Source organism: Corynebacterium casei LMG S-19264 (assembly GCF_000550785.1).
Taxonomy (GTDB): domain Bacteria; phylum Actinomycetota; class Actinomycetes; order Mycobacteriales; family Mycobacteriaceae; genus Corynebacterium; species Corynebacterium casei.
Genome location: NZ_CP004350.1, coordinates 1,560,326 through 1,575,859, shown reverse-complemented (window position 1 = coordinate 1,575,859; position 15,534 = coordinate 1,560,326). Strand labels below are relative to the sequence as shown.

Annotated in this window: 14 protein-coding genes; 13 read left to right on the top strand and 1 reads right to left on the bottom strand. The window is 54.4% G+C overall.

Features of this window, described 5'->3' with window-relative positions:
• Nucleotides 1-18: 18 nt before the first annotated feature.
• The 7 genes from mshC to CCASEI_RS07220 all read left to right on the top strand — a co-directional run bounded on the left by mshC (nt 19) and on the right by CCASEI_RS07220 (nt 7,325).
• On the top strand, nt 19-1,290 hold the full coding sequence (gene mshC, locus CCASEI_RS07250) for a cysteine--1-D-myo-inosityl 2-amino-2-deoxy-alpha-D-glucopyranoside ligase (protein ID WP_025387547.1): 1,272 nt from the start codon (nt 19-21) through the stop codon (nt 1,288-1,290).
• Nucleotides 1,291-1,310: 20 nt separating this feature from the next.
• The gene (locus CCASEI_RS07245) at nt 1,311-1,691 is read left to right on the top strand and encodes a hypothetical protein (RefSeq protein WP_006823699.1); all 381 of its coding nucleotides are present in this window, start codon (nt 1,311-1,313) and stop codon (nt 1,689-1,691) included.
• 132 nt (nt 1,692-1,823) lie between these two features.
• Nucleotides 1,824-2,513: an HAD family hydrolase gene (locus tag CCASEI_RS07240; protein WP_025387546.1), complete on the top strand. Its 690-nt coding sequence runs from the start codon at nt 1,824-1,826 to the stop codon at nt 2,511-2,513.
• A gap of 51 nt (nt 2,514-2,564) precedes the next feature.
• Nucleotides 2,565-2,828: a phosphoribosyl-ATP diphosphatase gene (locus tag CCASEI_RS07235; RefSeq protein WP_006823697.1), complete on the top strand. Its 264-nt coding sequence runs from the start codon at nt 2,565-2,567 to the stop codon at nt 2,826-2,828.
• Between the two features lie 75 nt (nt 2,829-2,903).
• Complete coding sequence (gene hisG, locus CCASEI_RS07230) at nt 2,904-3,749, top strand: ATP phosphoribosyltransferase (protein WP_025387545.1); 846 nt, start codon at nt 2,904-2,906, stop codon at nt 3,747-3,749.
• Between the two features lie 164 nt (nt 3,750-3,913).
• A complete protein-coding gene (gene aspA, locus CCASEI_RS07225) occupies nt 3,914-5,512 on the top strand; it encodes an aspartate ammonia-lyase (RefSeq protein WP_006823695.1) in 1,599 nt (532 codons plus the stop codon).
• Nucleotides 5,513-5,660: 148 nt separating this feature from the next.
• Nucleotides 5,661-7,325 (top strand): formate--tetrahydrofolate ligase, encoded by a 1,665-nt coding sequence (locus CCASEI_RS07220; protein ID WP_006823694.1) that lies wholly within the window; start codon nt 5,661-5,663, stop codon nt 7,323-7,325.
• A gap of 134 nt (nt 7,326-7,459) precedes the next feature.
• Here the strand turns inward: CCASEI_RS07220 and CCASEI_RS07215 are convergent, their stop codons facing one another.
• Nucleotides 7,460-8,383: a RecB family exonuclease gene (locus CCASEI_RS07215; protein WP_225868382.1), complete on the bottom strand. Its 924-nt coding sequence runs from the start codon at nt 8,381-8,383 to the stop codon at nt 7,460-7,462.
• A gap of 46 nt (nt 8,384-8,429) precedes the next feature.
• Here CCASEI_RS07215 and CCASEI_RS07210 point away from each other — a divergent pair, with 46 nt between their 5' ends.
• The 6 genes from CCASEI_RS07210 (at nt 8,430) to pafA (ending at nt 15,530) form a co-directional block, all read left to right on the top strand.
• The gene (locus CCASEI_RS07210; RefSeq protein ID WP_025387543.1) at nt 8,430-9,680 is read left to right on the top strand and encodes a M18 family aminopeptidase; all 1,251 of its coding nucleotides are present in this window, start codon (nt 8,430-8,432) and stop codon (nt 9,678-9,680) included.
• A 48-nt stretch (nt 9,681-9,728) separates the two neighbouring features.
• Nucleotides 9,729-10,565 (top strand): tRNA (adenine-N1)-methyltransferase, encoded by an 837-nt coding sequence (locus CCASEI_RS07205; protein WP_025387542.1) that lies wholly within the window; start codon nt 9,729-9,731, stop codon nt 10,563-10,565.
• Between the two features lie 146 nt (nt 10,566-10,711).
• On the top strand, nt 10,712-12,313 hold the full coding sequence (gene arc / locus CCASEI_RS07200) for a proteasome ATPase (RefSeq protein ID WP_006823690.1): 1,602 nt from the start codon (nt 10,712-10,714) through the stop codon (nt 12,311-12,313).
• Nucleotides 12,298-13,866, top strand: coding sequence for a depupylase/deamidase Dop (gene dop, locus CCASEI_RS07195; protein WP_006823689.1), 1,569 nt, complete (start codon nt 12,298-12,300; stop codon nt 13,864-13,866). The genes arc and dop overlap by 16 nt, the downstream gene beginning before the upstream one ends.
• Before the next feature lie 23 nt (nt 13,867-13,889).
• Nucleotides 13,890-14,081, top strand: coding sequence for a ubiquitin-like protein Pup (locus CCASEI_RS07190; protein WP_006823688.1), 192 nt, complete (start codon nt 13,890-13,892; stop codon nt 14,079-14,081).
• Between the two features lie 6 nt (nt 14,082-14,087).
• Nucleotides 14,088-15,530: a Pup--protein ligase gene (gene pafA, locus CCASEI_RS07185; RefSeq protein ID WP_006823687.1), complete on the top strand. Its 1,443-nt coding sequence runs from the start codon at nt 14,088-14,090 to the stop codon at nt 15,528-15,530.
• Nucleotides 15,531-15,534 lie beyond the last annotated feature (4 nt).

Sequence of the window (15,534 nt, the reverse complement as noted above, 5' to 3'; positions counted from 1 at the left end):
CTAGGTACGATGGCAGGCATGAAATCTTGGCCAATTCCTTCAGTTCCATCCGTACCGGGCACCGCTGCATCGCTAAAGTTGTACGACTCTGCAGATGAGAAAACAAAGCCAGTACACGTTGAAGGCGATACCGCCACGATGTACGTGTGCGGCATTACGCCCTATGACTCCACCCACCTTGGCCATGCTGCAACATATGTGACCTTTGACGTTATCTATCGAATGCTGCTGGACCAGGGTCATAAGGTGCACTACGTGCAAAACATCACCGACGTCGATGATCCACTATTTGAACGCGCAGAACGTGATGGTGTTGATTGGCGCGATCTGGGCGACAGCCAGGTAGATTTGTTCCGTTCAGACATGGAACAATTGGCTGTTTTGCCACCGCAGGACTACATCGGGGCGATTGAGTCTGTCGATGAAGTCATCGGGCTGACCCAGAAACTGTTGGACAATGGCGCGGCCTACGTGGTCGATGATCCGGACTTCCCTGACGTTTATGCATCAGTTGACGCGACCGCACAGTTCGGCTATGAGTCCAACTATGACCGCGAAACGATGAAGAAGTTCTTTGCGGAGCGCGGTGGCGACCCTGACCGCGCGGGCAAGAAGGATCCTTTGGATGCTTTGCTCTGGCGCGCTGCGCGCGAAGGAGAGCCTTCCTGGGAATCACCATTCGGCGCAGGCCGCCCCGGCTGGCACGTTGAGTGTTCGGCGATTGCCACCAACCGTTTGGGTTCTTCGTTTTTGATTCAGGGCGGCGGTTCTGACCTGAAGTTCCCTCATCATGAGTACTCGGCAGCGCACGCTGAGGCGGGTCACGGCGTTGACCGCATGGCGCAGTTCTATGTCCATGCCGGCATGATTGGACTGGAAGGCACCAAGATGTCGAAGTCTTTGGGCAACCTAGTCTTCGTGCACAAGTTGGTGGAGCAGGGGATTGACCCTTCTGCGATCCGCCTGGGCCTTTACACCAATCACTACCGCGATGACCGTGACTGGTCGGATGAGGTCTTGAACACAGGTGTTGCCCGCCTTAACGCTTGGCGTGAGGCTGTCTCCAACGCTCAGAACTCTGCCGATGCCAATGCTGATATCGACGCTGATGGCGCGATGGCAGCTGCAGAAGCAGCGGTAGCTTCACTTCGTGAGCGACTAGCGAATGATCTGGATACCGCTGGAGCATTGCTTGCTGTCGATGAGTGGGCGAAGAATCCATCGACGCCAGAGGCAGCTGCGGTGGTAGCTGTGGCAGTTGATGGTCTGCTGGGCGTGCGCATTTCATAGTTTTAGGGGACAATAACCACATGAGCATTCGCGCTACCTATCAGCCACAAATTGATGAGTTTCTAAGCAATCTGGAGTCATTCGCGACGGGTGACTACCTCAATGAAGAAGAGAAGGAATTTTGGGATCAGCCATTCGATCCCAAGGCACTACCAGCTCTTCGTACAATCCTCGAGCGTCTCTTTGATGCCTTTGATGCAATCCCTGATGATCCAACTGGCAGTCAGCTCAAGGGCGCAGTTGTCCCTTTCTTGGACGAGCTTGAGGCATTCAACCGCAAGAACGAAGACGCAATCATTGAGCCTGAAGAAAAGCAGGAACTCAATGAGCTCATCGCTCAAGCAGCTGCTGATACCGGCGCTGATGATGAAGCCTTGAGCGAGCTTCCAGAGCTGGACTAGCACCAGCGAAATTATCCTAGTGTTGCCCGTGTTGCCCGTGTTGCCCGTGTTGTTCGGGTGGGCGGGGATTAAAGGTGTGCGCAAGACACGCCCGGATTTTCCTACGACAAGAAAAGTACTAGCACTAAATTCATGAAGAAACCTCTCGCCATTTTCTGGGATATGGACGGCACCTTGACCAACTCGGAGTTACTGTGGGAGGAAGCTACCTACTTCCTTTCAGAGATTCTGGGCAAGCGCCTGACCCCCGAACAACGCCAACTGACTGTTGGTTCAACATTTGAGAACACACTGCGGATCTGCGCTGAGGCCGCCGGTGTTGAACTCACAGAAGAGGATTTTCCGAAGTACCAGGCACTGACTTTCAACAAGACGCACGAGCTGTTCGCCGAGCGCCTCGAGGTATTTCCAGGGATTCAGAATCTGCTCACGCAGCTCAAAAGCGATGAAATGCCAATGTTCGTGACCACCAATACCGTCCGCCACGTGGCAGATTCCGCAATCGATACCGTTGGACGGCACTTTTTCACTGACACCATCTGTGGAGATGAAGTGGCGGAAGGAAAACCTGCGCCAGATATGTACCTTGAGGCAGCGCGCAGAGCCGGTGTAGCACCGTCTGATGCCTTGGTGTTTGAAGATTCCACGACCGGCATGCGCGCGGCGCTGAAGGCAGGATGCAACGTCATCGGGCTGCCAGAACACGACGGGGTGGAGATTCCTGAGGGTGCGGTCAACATCAAGGATTTGAGCGGAAATAAGCACCTGGACGGCGCAAAGGTTGAGGATGTCTACGCGTGGTTTGCCCGCATTTCGGGGTGAAGCGCGGGCAATGTCGTGCGAAAATTACTATCTATGGAACAATAGGTAACCGTGAAGAACTTTGAGACTTTGTTTAATGAATTGGCACAGAAGGCCAGCGAGCGCCCTGAGGGCTCTGGCACGGTTGAAGCATTAGACAAGGGCGCCCATTTCATCGGCAAGAAAATCATTGAAGAAGCCGGTGAAGTCTGGATTGCGTCGGAATACCAGTCCGATGAGGAACTGGCCGAAGAAATGTCGCAGCTTATTTACTGGACCCAGGTGATGATGCACCATCGTGGCATCGCTCTGGAAGATATCTACAAGTACCTGTAAATAAACCACTCATTCGCGGACTTGCTGAAGTGTGTTCACCGCGGATGAGCGACATAAAATTCGAAGGACCTTTCCATGATTAAGATTGCTGTTCCGAACAAGGGCTCGCTGTCTGAGATGGCAGTGAAAATTCTCAGCGAAGCCGGCTACAGGTCCCGTGGCATGACTAAGGCTTTGAACATTGTTGATGAGGCCAACGGGGTAGAGTTTTTCTTCCTGCGCCCCAAAGACATCGCCATTTACGTAGCTAAGGGCCTGCTCGACCTCGGCATTACTGGCCGCGACCTCGCCGCAGACTCCCGCGTCAAGGTTCAAGAACTCCTTCCACTGGGCTTTGGATCCTCAACCTTCCGCTACGCCGCACCAAAGGGCCAAAGCTGGAAGGTTGAAGACCTCGACGGCAAGCGCATTGCTACCTCTTACCCGAATGTTGTGCGTGACTACCTAGCTGAGCGCGGCATGAAGGCAGAGGTTATCCGACTCGATGGTGCCGTGGAAATTTCCATCAAACTTGGTGTCGCAGACGTCATTGCAGACGTTGTTTCCACTGGTAACACGCTGCGCCAGCAAGGTTTGGAACCTTTTGGTGAGCCACTGATTGATTCTGAGGCTGTGGTTATCAAGCGCGTCGACACGGATGTCACTGAGGAAGAGCAGGTTGTTCTCAAGCGCATTCAGGGCATCTTGAACGCCTACAACTACCTGATGATTGATTACAACATCCACACGGACAACCTGGATGCAGCAACCAGCATCACTCCGGGTCTGACCGGTCCGACGGTTTCGCCGCTCGCACGCGAAAATTGGGTCGCGGCGCGAGCCATGGTGCCGAAGAAGCAAGCGAACCAGCTCATGGACGAATTATCCAAATTAGGAGCCGAAGCAATCTTGGCTTCAGAGCTCCGGATTGCCCGCATTTAGGGGTATTAAAAGCCACTTCATTCGTGCGCCTTGTGAACGGGGTTACGATTGTGACTGAACACTTCAGTTTTGCTTGATTGCGTCTAGTGAAAACACGGTGAGAACATCACCGTGGCTTTTTGCTGCGTGGTCAAGCGCGTATCCGAACAAGGAGCGAAACAAACATGGCCAAAACCTCCAAGAAGGACGAGTCCACTCAGGGTAAGTCCTCCGAAGCAGCTACCACTCAGGCAGCTGACACCAAGGAGACTCAGGAGAAGGCAGCCCACAAGGCGACCACCAACTCATCCGGATTGAAGGGTCCAGCAGTCGACACCAAGAAGGCTGTTAAGACGACCAACATGAAAACCCGTACTGAAGAGGATTTGCTGGGCAAGCTTGATGTCCCAGCGGATGCCTTCTACGGCGTTCACACGATGCGTGCACTGGATAACTTCCAGATCTCGTATGTCACCGTTAACTCCATCCCGGAATTTATTCGCGGCATGGTGATGGTGAAGAAGGCGTCGGCTATGGCCAACCGTCGTTTGCACACCTTGCCAAAGAAGAAGGCAGAGGCCATTGTCTGGGCATGTGACCAGGTTCTGAATGAAGGACGTTGCATGGACCAGTTCCCACTGGATGTATTCCAGGGTGGCGCTGGTACTTCTACCAACATGAACACCAATGAGGTTATTGCCAACCTTGCTTTGGAGTACTTGGGCGAAGAAAAGGGCAGCTACGACGTCATCAACCCAAACGATGACGTGAACATGTCTCAGTCCACCAACGACGCATACCCAACCGGTTTCCGTCTGGGCCTGTACTTTTCCCTGAACAATCTCATCGAGCGCATTGACCTGCTGCAAGACTCTCTGTCCGCTAAGGCCAATGAGTTTCAGGACATTTTGAAGATGGGCCGTACTCAGCTTCAGGACGCTGTCCCAATGACCTTGGGTGATGAGTTCAAGGCTTTCGCGCATAACCTTCAGGAAGAGCAGGCGATCCTGCGCAACGCGCAGAGCATGCTCCTTGAGATAAACCTCGGCGCAACAGCTATCGGTACCGGCGTTAACACCCCTGCTGGCTACCGCCACCAGGTTGTTGCCGCTCTGAGCGAGGTCTCTGGTCTGGAAATCAAGACCGCGCGTGACCTTATCGAGGCAACCTCTGACTGTGGCGCTTATGTGCTGCTGCACTCCTCAATCAAGCGCACCGCCATGAAGCTGTCGAAGATCTGTAACGATCTCCGCCTGCTGGCTTCCGGTCCACGTGCTGGTCTGGGTGAAATCAACCTTCCTCCACGCCAGGCTGGTTCTTCGATCATGCCAGGTAAGGTCAACCCAGTTATTCCTGAGGTTGTTAACCAGGTTTGTTTCAAGGTCTTCGGCAATGACCAGACAGTAACCATGGCTGCTGAGGCAGGTCAGCTGCAGCTCAACGTCATGGAGCCAGTCATCGGTGAGGCACTGTTCCAGTCCATCCGTATCATGGGCAACGCTGTGGACACCCTGCGCGAGAAGTGCATCGTGGACATCACCGCTAACCCAGAGGTGTGCCGCAACTACGTGGTTAACTCCATCGGTATTGTTACCTACCTCAACCCATTCATCGGCCACCACAACGGTGACCTCATCGCGAAGGAATCCCTGGAAACCGGCCGCGGCGTTCGCGACCTCGTGCTAGATAAGGGCTTGATGGATGAGGAGACCCTGGACAAGGTTCTCTCCGTACAGAACCTGATGCACCCAGAGTTCCGCGGTCAGCTCTACATCGACGAATAAAGCGTCGATATGAGCTAAGTGGGAGTTGAACCTTCTTCCTCGGTCTGTGCCCTTCCTTTTTGGGAGGGCACTTTCGCGATCTTGGGTCTAGATCAAAGTCACAGTGAGATGCCAGACGAGCTTAAAGTCCCTGCGTACGATAGAGGACATGACTAAGATTCCAAGTGATGTTGAGATTGCACAAGCTCACAAGCTCAAGCCAATTGCTGAAATCGCCGACACCGCAGGCGTTCCTTCTGAAGCACTAATTCCTTATGGCACCACCAAAGCCAAGGTTGATATCACCAAACTGCCAGATGCAAAGAATCCCGGAAAGCTGGTTCTGGTCACCGGCGTTTCCCCAACTCCTGCTGGTGAAGGAAAGTCCACCATTCTCATTGGTCTGACTGATGCGTTGAACCGCGTGGGCAAGCGTGCCATCGTTGCTATCCGCGAACCTTCCCAGGGCCCAGTCATGGGCATCAAGGGCGGGGCTGCCGGCGGCGGTTATGCGCAGATTGTCCCGATGGAAGAAATCAATCTGCACTTCACTGGTGATTTCCATGCGATTGCGGCTGCAACCAACACTTTGGCTGCGTTAATTGATAACCACATCCACCAGGGAAATGCCTTGGGCATCAACCCTAATCGTGTCACCTGGCAACGTTGTCTAGACGTCAATGATCGCTCTTTGCGCAATGTGGTCACTGGCCTGGGCGGTGCCGCGAATGGATCCGTGGCTGAAACTGGATTCACCATTACCGCTGCATCAGAGATCATGGCCATCCTGGGTCTTTCCACTGATTTGGACAACCTAAAGCGACGCCTTGGCGCCATCACAGTGGGCTACACCTTCGATGATAAGCCGGTAACGGCAAATGATCTGAAAGCAGCGGGTGCTCTCACAGCCTTGATGCGCGATGCGCTCAACCCAAACCTGGTTCAGACTTTGGGTGGTGCGCCAGCCTTTGTCCACGGTGGTCCTTTCGCCAATATTGCGCATGGCTGCAACACGTTGTTGGCAACCAAGGCTGCTCTTAACCTTGGTGATATCGCTCTGACCGAAGCTGGCTTCGGTTCTGACTTGGGCGGTGAGAAGTTCGTTGACATCAAGGCACGCTTCGGCGAGCTCAACGTCGATGGCGCTGTAGTAGTGGCCACCATCCGCTCCCAAAAGTACAACGGTGGTGTCGCGCAGGAAGACCTTCAGACCGAAAACATCGATGCGCTAAAGAAGGGCATTTCTAATCTTGAGCGCCACGTGGAAAATATCCGCAAGTTCGGGATCAAACCAGTTGTGGCATTGAATCTCTTCCACACTGATACCGACGCTGAGCGTGAGTTCATGCGTCAGTGGGCTGAGGATTTCGAGGTTGCTTATGAAGAGGCTGAGGTCTTCGCGCACGGCGGTGCCGGTGCTGAGAAACTAGCGCAGAAGCTACTGGATAGTCTCGATGGCGAGTCCAAGCAGCTTTATGATCCGTCTGAAGGTGTTGAAGCCTCCATCAAGACCATCGCGCAGGAAATTTACCGCGCTGAGGATATCCAATACTCCAAGCGTGCGCTGAAGGACTTGAAGTACATCAAGGACAACGGCTGGGACACCATGCCTGTGGTCATCTCCAAGACGCAGTACTCTTTCTCCGATGACCCGACGGCATTGGGCGCTCCTGAAGGCCACACCCTGCACGTGCGCGAGATCATTCCTCGCACCGGTGCCGGGTTCATCGTGGTGCTCACCGGTGATGTCATGACCATGCCTGGTCTTCCAAAGGTCCCATCTGCCAACAACATCGACGTTGATGGCAACGGACAGATTTCCGGGCTGTTCTAATCCCTGATTGTTCTGGGTCAGACTTGTTCTAGACCTTGGACGGCTACATAGCAAAGCTCCCCATCAGTTGGACCGAAGTTTCGGATTCTTAGCGGATGGGGAGTATGTTTTCGGGCCAGGGGAGCATCGACAAGCTAATCTGCGGTCGAACCTGGCCACCCGGGATATTCCGGCGGGGTGCCATCGAAAGCGGGGCACAGATCCTGGAATGAGCACCATCCGCACAACTTGGACTTCTTCGGACGGAAGATCCCCTGCTTGCCGTCGCCCTCAACCTTGGCCCACAAGTCACCCAAGTCGCGCTCAAAATACTCCAGTTCTTCGCGCGAAGGTGTGAGGAACATGGAGTCAAAGACCTTCAAGTACATCAATCGAAGCTGCGCTGGAATAACGCCGTGCAGACGCCAATAGACCAAGGCATAAAAGCGCATCTGGAACTGAGCGTCATGCGAATACCGCGGCTTGGGCTTCTTACCGGTCTTATAATCCACTACGCGCACTTCACCCGTCGGGGCTTCATCCACGCGGTCAATGAACCCGCGGACTGGCACGTTGTTGGGCAAGATCGTGTCCACGTACATTTCTACTGCCTTGGCATCAAAGCCCTGCGGGTTTTCCATCTGGAAATAGCCCTTGACCAGATCACGCGCCTCAACCAGAAAGCTCATGGTCTGCTCAGGTGGCACCAGCTCAATGAGCTCATCGTCCTTGGCACACATGTCCTCCCACTCCGGTTTGAGGAACTTCACCGCGCGTGGATAGGTGCGCTCCTCACGGGGAAGCTCATGCGTCTTTTCCAATGCCGCGTGCACCAAAGTACCTTTGACCTGCGCAATGGTCTTAGGCTCTGGAAGGCGATCAATGGCGCGCAGACGATACAGCAGCGGGCATTGGTTGTAGTCACTGGCGCGCGACGGCGACAAGGCAATGGGCCGGCGCTTGCGGCCATGGCCTGTGCCTGCGTTGGGACCTGCAGCTGCGGATTGCGGAGTGGACGCGGCAGGGTCTCCGGTTGGGTTCTGGATCGAGCTAGAGATAGAAGTATGGGGAGAATTCATGGTGTTTCAAGCTTAACGCTGTCAAAGAAGTGGCACAGTGGAGGGTATGGAAAATACCATTGAAGACTTTATTGAATTCATTGCTCAATCACCCAGCTCTTATCACGCTGCCGAAACTGTAGCTGGGCGCCTCGAAGAAGCCGGCTTCAACCGCGTGGATGAAACCGCGCAGTGGCCAACTAATCCCGGTGGACACGTCATGGTGCGCGGCGGGGCAGTGATGGCATGGTTTGTGCCAGAAAATGTCACTGGGGGCTTCAGAATCATTGGCTCGCATACGGATTCACCTGGCTTTATGGTTAAACCAACTCCAGATTTTCACAACACCGGATGGTCCCAGTTGGCCGTTGAAGTCTATGGCGGACCCATCATCCACACCTGGTTTGACCGTGAGCTCAAGCTGGCTGGCCAAGTGGTTCTGAAAGATGGCACGCGTCGTTTGGTGGATACCGGCGCTTTAGTGCGTATCCCTAACTTGGCAATCCACTTGCACAGGGAGAAGAACTTCGAACCAGACCGCCAGGTTCACGTCCAGCCCATCATGGCTTTGGACTCTGATGGTGTGAGTTTTGCGCAGGTTTTAGCTGACATCCTGGAAGTCTCAGCCTATGACATTGCGTCTTTTAACCTGGTCACGGTGGATTCGCAGCGCGGGGAAGTCTTCGGTGCAGGACATAAGTTCTTAGCTGCTGGACGCATGGATAATTTAACCTCCGTGTGGGCAAGCATGCAGGCGATGATCGCAGCCGCCGCCGATTACTCCGGTGGGGACGTTTTGGTCATGTCTGCTTTTGACCATGAAGAAGTGGGCTCTTCATCGCGCTATGGTGCGGCCGGCCCAATTCTGGAAGATGTTCTCACGCGCACGGCATCCGCCCTGGGCAAAGATGATGAGGGCCGCCGGCAGATGTACGCGCAGTCTTCCTGTATCTCAGTGGACGCGGCGCACAGCGTGCACCCCAACTATGCCGGCAAGCATGACCCGACACATCATCCGCTTATTGGTCAAGGCCCGGTGACTAAGATTAACGCGAATCAACGCTATGCTTCCGATGCCACCTCCATTCAGCTCTGGGAATCCGCATGTGAGCGGGCAAACGTGCCGTTCCAGCGCTTTGTGGGAAATAACGCTGTGCCATGTGGTTCCACGATTGGTCCGATCACCGCTACGCGTCTGGGCATTGACACCGTAGACGTCGGCGTGCCTCTGATGTCCATGCACTCCGCGCGTGAATTGGTGGGCGTTCAAGACCAACTATGGATGATCGACGCTCTTGAGGCATACTTGGTGGGTTAACAAGCCCAATAATTGACCACCTTTGTTGGTTTAAGAGGAGAAACACACATGCCTTATTCCGGTCCATTTCAGTACGGTGACCGCGTGCAGCTTACGGATGCAAAGCGCCGTCACTACACCTTGGTTCTGGAAGAGGGCGTGAAGTTTCACTCGCACCGCGGCATCATTGAGCACTCCCAGATTGTGGGCATGGATGAAGGCTCTGTAGTCACATCCACCTTGGGTTCTGATTTCCTCTTGTTCCGCCACCTCATGGTGGACCACGTTCTGTCCATGCCTCGTGGCGCTGCCGTGATCTACCCAAAGGACTCGGCGCAGATCCTGGTCGAGGGCGATATTTTCATGGGCGCCCGCGTGCTGGAAGCCGGCGCGGGTTCGGGCGCGCTGTCAATGACCCTTCTGCGTGCCGTGGGTTCAGAGGGCCACGTCTTTTCCTATGAGGTCCGCGAGGACCACTTGGAGTTCGCCGAGAACAATGTTGAAGAGTACTTCGGCACCAAACCTGAATGGTGGTCACCACGCCTGGGTGATTTGGCGGATGTGAAGAAGGAAGACCTGGGCGGCCCAGTAGACCGCATCATCTTGGACATGCTGGAGCCATGGGAACACCTGGAAACCGTGCGCGACCTGCTCATCCCAGGTGGCGTATTCATGACTTATGTGGCAACCGTGCCACAGCTGATGAAGGTCATGGAAGGTATCCGTGAACTCAAGTGCTTCACCGAACCACGCGCATGGGAGTCTTTGGTGCGTGAGTGGAAGGTTGAGGGACTTGCTACGCGCCCTGAGCACCGCATGAATGCGCACACGGCTTTCCTCATTTGGACCCGCCGACTGGCCGATGGCGTCACCCCGCCCGTGGTTAAGCGCAAGGCGCGGCGTTAATTACTCACCCCTAAATGTACCCACCCACCGTATATTGTCGCCCAGGTCACATATACTGACCTGCGGATACTCTTCGGTAAGCTTTGCCTAAGGTTTAAGCCGTGGGTTTAGAACGCAAGCGTTACTTTAAGCGCTAAGGTGGACACATGTCACAATCCACCGGAGCACAAGGCAACAGTTTAGACGCGCATAACGCGAGTGAGTTGCGCGTTCAGGTGCGCAAGCTTGCTGAACGCAATTCTTCACTTGCCTCGTTGTTGCAGGATTCTCGGAACAAACTGCAGCAACTAGCTGCTGACGTTAATGATTTAGCAGAACCAGCATCGACCTATGGCATCTTCTTAGGTTATTCGGGGCGCCCGCAAGACTCGCGTCGTGATGCAGAGGTTTATACCAATAACCGGCCCATGCGGTTGAAAATTTCGCCGCAGATTGAGCCGGGTTCCTTAGAAGTCGGCCAATTGGTGCGCCTGGGTGAGGGCGTCGTTGTGGTGGAAGGCTGCGGTTTTCCACGTGATGGCGGGCTTGCCACCATTACAGAACGTATTGGCACAGATCGTGCTGTGGTTCTGGGCGGAAACAATGAAGAATCCATCGCGATCATCGCTGAACGCCTGCGGGATAGCGTGCGCTCCGGCGATAGCGTTTTGCTAGATACCCGCGCGGGCATCATCTTGGAGCATGTGCACAAGACGGAAGTCTCACAGCTGCAGCTCGAAGAAGTGCCCAATGTTACCTTTGAAGATATTGGCGGCCTCGATGCCCAGATCTCGCAGATCCGGGACTCGGTGGAACTGCCGTTCCTGCACCCGGAGCTCTACCGTGATTATGCGCTGAGCCCGCCCAAAGGTGTCCTGCTCTATGGCCCTCCGGGCTGCGGCAAGACTTTGATTGCTAAGGCCGTGGCTAATTCCTTGGCGCAGCAAATGGGGGAGGACAGCTCCTCTTACTTCCTCAACGTCAAAGGCCCAGAGCTGCTGAACAAGTATGTTGGTGAGACTGAGCGCCGCATCCGTCTGATTTTTGAGCGTGCACGTGAGCTCGCGGCCATTTCCCCGAACCGTCCAGTCATTATCTTCTTCGATGAGATGGAATCGATCTTCCGTACGCGTGGTTCTGGCGTTTCTTCCGATATGGAAACCACCGTGGTGCCACAGCTGTTGACTGAGCTTGATGGCGTGGAAAAGCTAGACAACGTCATCATCATCGGCGCCACTAACCGTGATGAGCTCATTGACCCGGCGATTATGCGCCCAGGGCGCCTGGACATCAAGGTGCGCGTCAACCGCCCCAACAAGCAGGGGGCAAAGGATATCTTTGACTCGCACTTCCCAGAAGATATCCCACACCAGGGCAAGCGCCAGGATCTCATCGAGTTCGCAACAGATGAGCTCTTCGGTGAGCGTCCCTTTGTCCGCGTCCACTTTGATGATGGCTCAGATCGTTTGCTGCACTACCGCGACTTCGTATCCGGCGCGATGATTGCCAACATCATGGCCCGCGCAAAGAAACTGGCCATCAAGGACTCACTGCAGAATCCAGAAACTCCTAAGGGCATTAACCGCTCGCACCTGTCTCTGGCTATTGCCGCGGAGCAAGCAGAAAGTGAACATCTGCCAACGTCTACCAATGCTGAAGAATGGGTCAAGACCATTGACGGTGGTTCGGGCGGAACGCTGAATCAAGGCCAGCACATTGATCGCATTGAATTTCTAGGCTTTAGGAGCCCCTCATGGCACGTTTCCTAGGCACTGAGACCGAATACGGCATTTCCACCCCGGAGTGGCCTGAGCTTTCACCCATTATTACGTCCACCCACGCCGTGGTCGCTTATGCCGCGATGTTCACCAAGGCGCGTTCACGCTGGGATTTTACTGAGGAGCATCCGCTGCGCGATATGCGTGGGTTTGATCTCAAACGCTACAGCACCGCGCCCGTGGTGGATCCCAACGCTATCGGTGTTGCCAATGTGGTCACCCCGGCGGGCGCACGTTTCTATGTTGACCACGCGCACCCGGAGTATTCCTCCCCGGAGTGCTCTAATGCATGGGACGCCATGGTCTATGACGCGGCCGGCGATAAAGTCATGCTGGATGCAGCCGCAGCAGTGGCAGGTTTGACTGAGCAAGGCAAGTCAGTCCTGGCCAATAATGAGCCGTGCCCGCCGTTGAAGTTGTACAAAAACAACGTTGACGGCAAGGGCGCTTCCTATGGCTCCCATGAGAACTATCAGTATTCCCGGGACACGGACTTTGAGGTGCTTGCACAGGCTCTCATTCCATTTTTCGTGTGCCGCATTGTGGTCACCGGTGCCGGTCGCGTGGGCCTGGATCAGGATGGTTCCACGCCAGGTTTCCAGATTTCGCAGCGTGCGGACTACATGGAGCAAGAAATCACGCTGGAGACCACGCTGAACCGCGGCATTATCAATACTCGCGATGAGCCGCATGCGGATGCAGATAAGTGGGGAAGGTTGCATGTCATCGTCGGTGATGCGAATATGTCGCAGACTTCCAATCTGCTCAAGCTGGGTATGACTTCCATGGTGTTGGATGCTATTGAGCGAGGCGTTGACTTCAGCGATCTGAAGCTTACCAACCCTATCCAAGAGATTAAGAATATTAGCCGTGACCTTAGTCTTAGCCATCAGGTTCAGCTTAAAGATGGCCGAAAGTTAACTGCACTAGAGGTCCTTGCCATCTACCGCGAGCGCATCACAGCAGCTTCAGAGGCCGACACCAAGGTGATGGATGCGTGGGACGAGGTTGTCGCATTGCTTGCCGATGATCCCTTGTCCGCAGCACATCTGTTGGATTGGGTGGCAAAATATCGCCTGATCAAGGGCTTTATTGACCGCGGTGCGGCCCTTGATAATCCGAAGCTAGCCTTGATTGATCTTCAATACACAGACATCGATCCCGCCAAGTCGCTGTATCACGCGCTGATTCGCAAGGGGCAGATGCGCACGTTGGTCAGCCAGGAAGACATTGATGCTGCAGCCATCACGCCGCCGGCGGATTCCCGTGCATATTTCCGTGGTCGCGTGACAGAGAAATTTGGGCAAGATGTGATAGCCACGAACTGGCAGATGGTTTCTTTGCGGGAACATCAAATCACCAAGGGCGTTGATACTACAGCGCACCTAGCCCACGTTCGCATTGATGACGTGGAAGGCTTTACACAGTCAGCCGTCGGGGAGCTCATTGATTCCGCCAGCTCTGTGGCCACGTTAATCAAGGGCCTAGAAGAGCAGGGAATCGGTATACAGCGCACCAGTAAAGCAATTAGAGTACGACATTAAGAGCATGAGTTAAGGAGAAAATTATGTCTAATAAGCAATCACAGGTCCATGGCTCCGGCTCAGGGGATAATGCGGGCGATGATGACGCTCAGGCTTCCGGCCAGGTGCAAATTAACACCACTGGTACAGATGACTTGCTGGATGAGATCGACGGTTTGTTGGAGTCCAATGCAGAGGAGTTTGTGAAGTCCTACGTCCAAAAGGGCGGCCAGTAAGACCTCATGAATTTTCAGAGACCACAATCGCCGGTCTATGCCCGTCGCATCATGGGCATAGAAACCGAATATGGCATCACCGCTGTATCTGAGCCAAGCCAGCGTCGGCTCACCCCTGATGAGGTCGCGCGAGAACTTTTCCGCCCTGTTGTGGACAAACACCAAGCGACGAACATTTTCACCGAGAACGCGTCGCGTCTTTATCTTGATGTGGGTTCTCACCCCGAGGTTGCGACAGGGGAGTGTGACAGCCTGACGCAGTTGCTCAATTATGAGCGTGCGGGTGATGCCATTGTTAATGAGCTCGCGGTTGGTGCTGAGAAAACCCTGCAGGATATGGGGTTGGCCAAGTCTCTGATTCTGTTTAAGAACAACGTTGATAGCCAGGGCAATTCCTATGGTTGCCATGAGAACTATCTGATTTCGAGGCACATGGTGCTGCGGGATATTTCCCGCAAGCTGATGCCATTTATGATTACCCGCCAACTGATTTGCGGCGCTGGCATGGTGGCGCCACAAAAGGCGAATTCACCAGCACGTTTCGTGCTCTCTCAGCGCGCGGATCAGGTGTGGGAGGGAGTGTCTTCTGCAACCACTCGCTCACGGCCCATCATTAATACCCGTGATGAACCGCATGGTGATTCCTCGCGTTTTAGACGCATGCATGTCATCGTTGGTGACTCCAACATGGCGGAGCCAACCTTTGCACTCAAGGTGGGGTCCACCCAGCTCATGTTGGAGATGATAGAGGCCGAGTTTGATCTCCCAAATCTCGAAGTCGAAGATCCGATCGCGCATATCCGCGACATCTCCACGGATCTAACTGGTCAGACGCCAATCAAGCTCGTCAGTGATGCTGATTCTGGCTCCACAATGACTGCGTTAGAAATCCAGCAGGTGCTGTGTGAGCGCGCTGAGAAGTGGCTGGAGCACCGCCCAGATGAGGGCACTCCAACGGTTGAGCTCGCACGAGTCATTGACTTGTGGAAGCGCACCTTGGAAGCCATTCGGACCCAGGATTTCTCTTCAGTTAGCACGGAGATTGATTGGGTTATTAAACGCGACTTGCTGGAGAAGTACCGCGACCGATTGGACTCTGACTGGGCACATCCCAAGCTTGCTCAGATCGACTTGACCTATCACGATATCCGTCCTGGTCGGGGACTTTATAATGTATTGATGCGCAAGGGACTCATCTCCCGGTGGACCACTGATGAATCCATTGCGGACAGCATCGATGTTGCTCCACAAACCACCCGCGCAAAACTGCGCGGAGAATTCCTCAGTCAGGCCCGCAAGTACGGTGCCGATTTCACCGTGGATTGGACCAGACTAAAAGTCAATCGCCCCGAGCCGAATATGGAAGAGTTTTCAGATCCTTTCATTTCCGAAGATGAACGCCTAGCTGGGTTGATAGACTACATCATGGAACATAATCGCGATAAATAGTTAG

Excerpts from the sequence above, each read along its gene's own strand:
- CCASEI_RS07220 (WP_006823694.1), top strand. The coding sequence starts at position 5,661 with ATGACTAAGATTCCAAGTGATGTTGAGATTGCACAAGCTCACAAGCTC.
- CCASEI_RS07215 (WP_225868382.1), bottom strand. The coding sequence starts at position 8,383 with ATGAATTCTCCCCATACTTCTATCTCTAGCTCGATCCAGAACCCAACC.
- CCASEI_RS07240 (WP_025387546.1), top strand. The coding sequence starts at position 1,824 with ATGAAGAAACCTCTCGCCATTTTCTGGGATATGGACGGCACCTTGACC.
- dop (WP_006823689.1), top strand. The coding sequence starts at position 12,298 with ATGGCACGTTTCCTAGGCACTGAGACCGAATACGGCATTTCCACCCCG.
- arc (WP_006823690.1), top strand. The coding sequence starts at position 10,712 with ATGTCACAATCCACCGGAGCACAAGGCAACAGTTTAGACGCGCATAAC.
- CCASEI_RS07190 (WP_006823688.1), top strand. The coding sequence starts at position 13,890 with ATGTCTAATAAGCAATCACAGGTCCATGGCTCCGGCTCAGGGGATAAT.
- CCASEI_RS07205 (WP_025387542.1), top strand. The coding sequence starts at position 9,729 with ATGCCTTATTCCGGTCCATTTCAGTACGGTGACCGCGTGCAGCTTACG.
- pafA (WP_006823687.1), top strand. The coding sequence starts at position 14,088 with ATGAATTTTCAGAGACCACAATCGCCGGTCTATGCCCGTCGCATCATG.
- CCASEI_RS07210 (WP_025387543.1), top strand. The coding sequence starts at position 8,430 with ATGGAAAATACCATTGAAGACTTTATTGAATTCATTGCTCAATCACCC.
- aspA (WP_006823695.1), top strand. The coding sequence starts at position 3,914 with ATGGCCAAAACCTCCAAGAAGGACGAGTCCACTCAGGGTAAGTCCTCC.
- CCASEI_RS07245 (WP_006823699.1), top strand. The coding sequence starts at position 1,311 with ATGAGCATTCGCGCTACCTATCAGCCACAAATTGATGAGTTTCTAAGC.
- hisG (WP_025387545.1), top strand. The coding sequence starts at position 2,904 with ATGATTAAGATTGCTGTTCCGAACAAGGGCTCGCTGTCTGAGATGGCA.
- mshC (WP_025387547.1), top strand. The coding sequence starts at position 19 with ATGAAATCTTGGCCAATTCCTTCAGTTCCATCCGTACCGGGCACCGCT.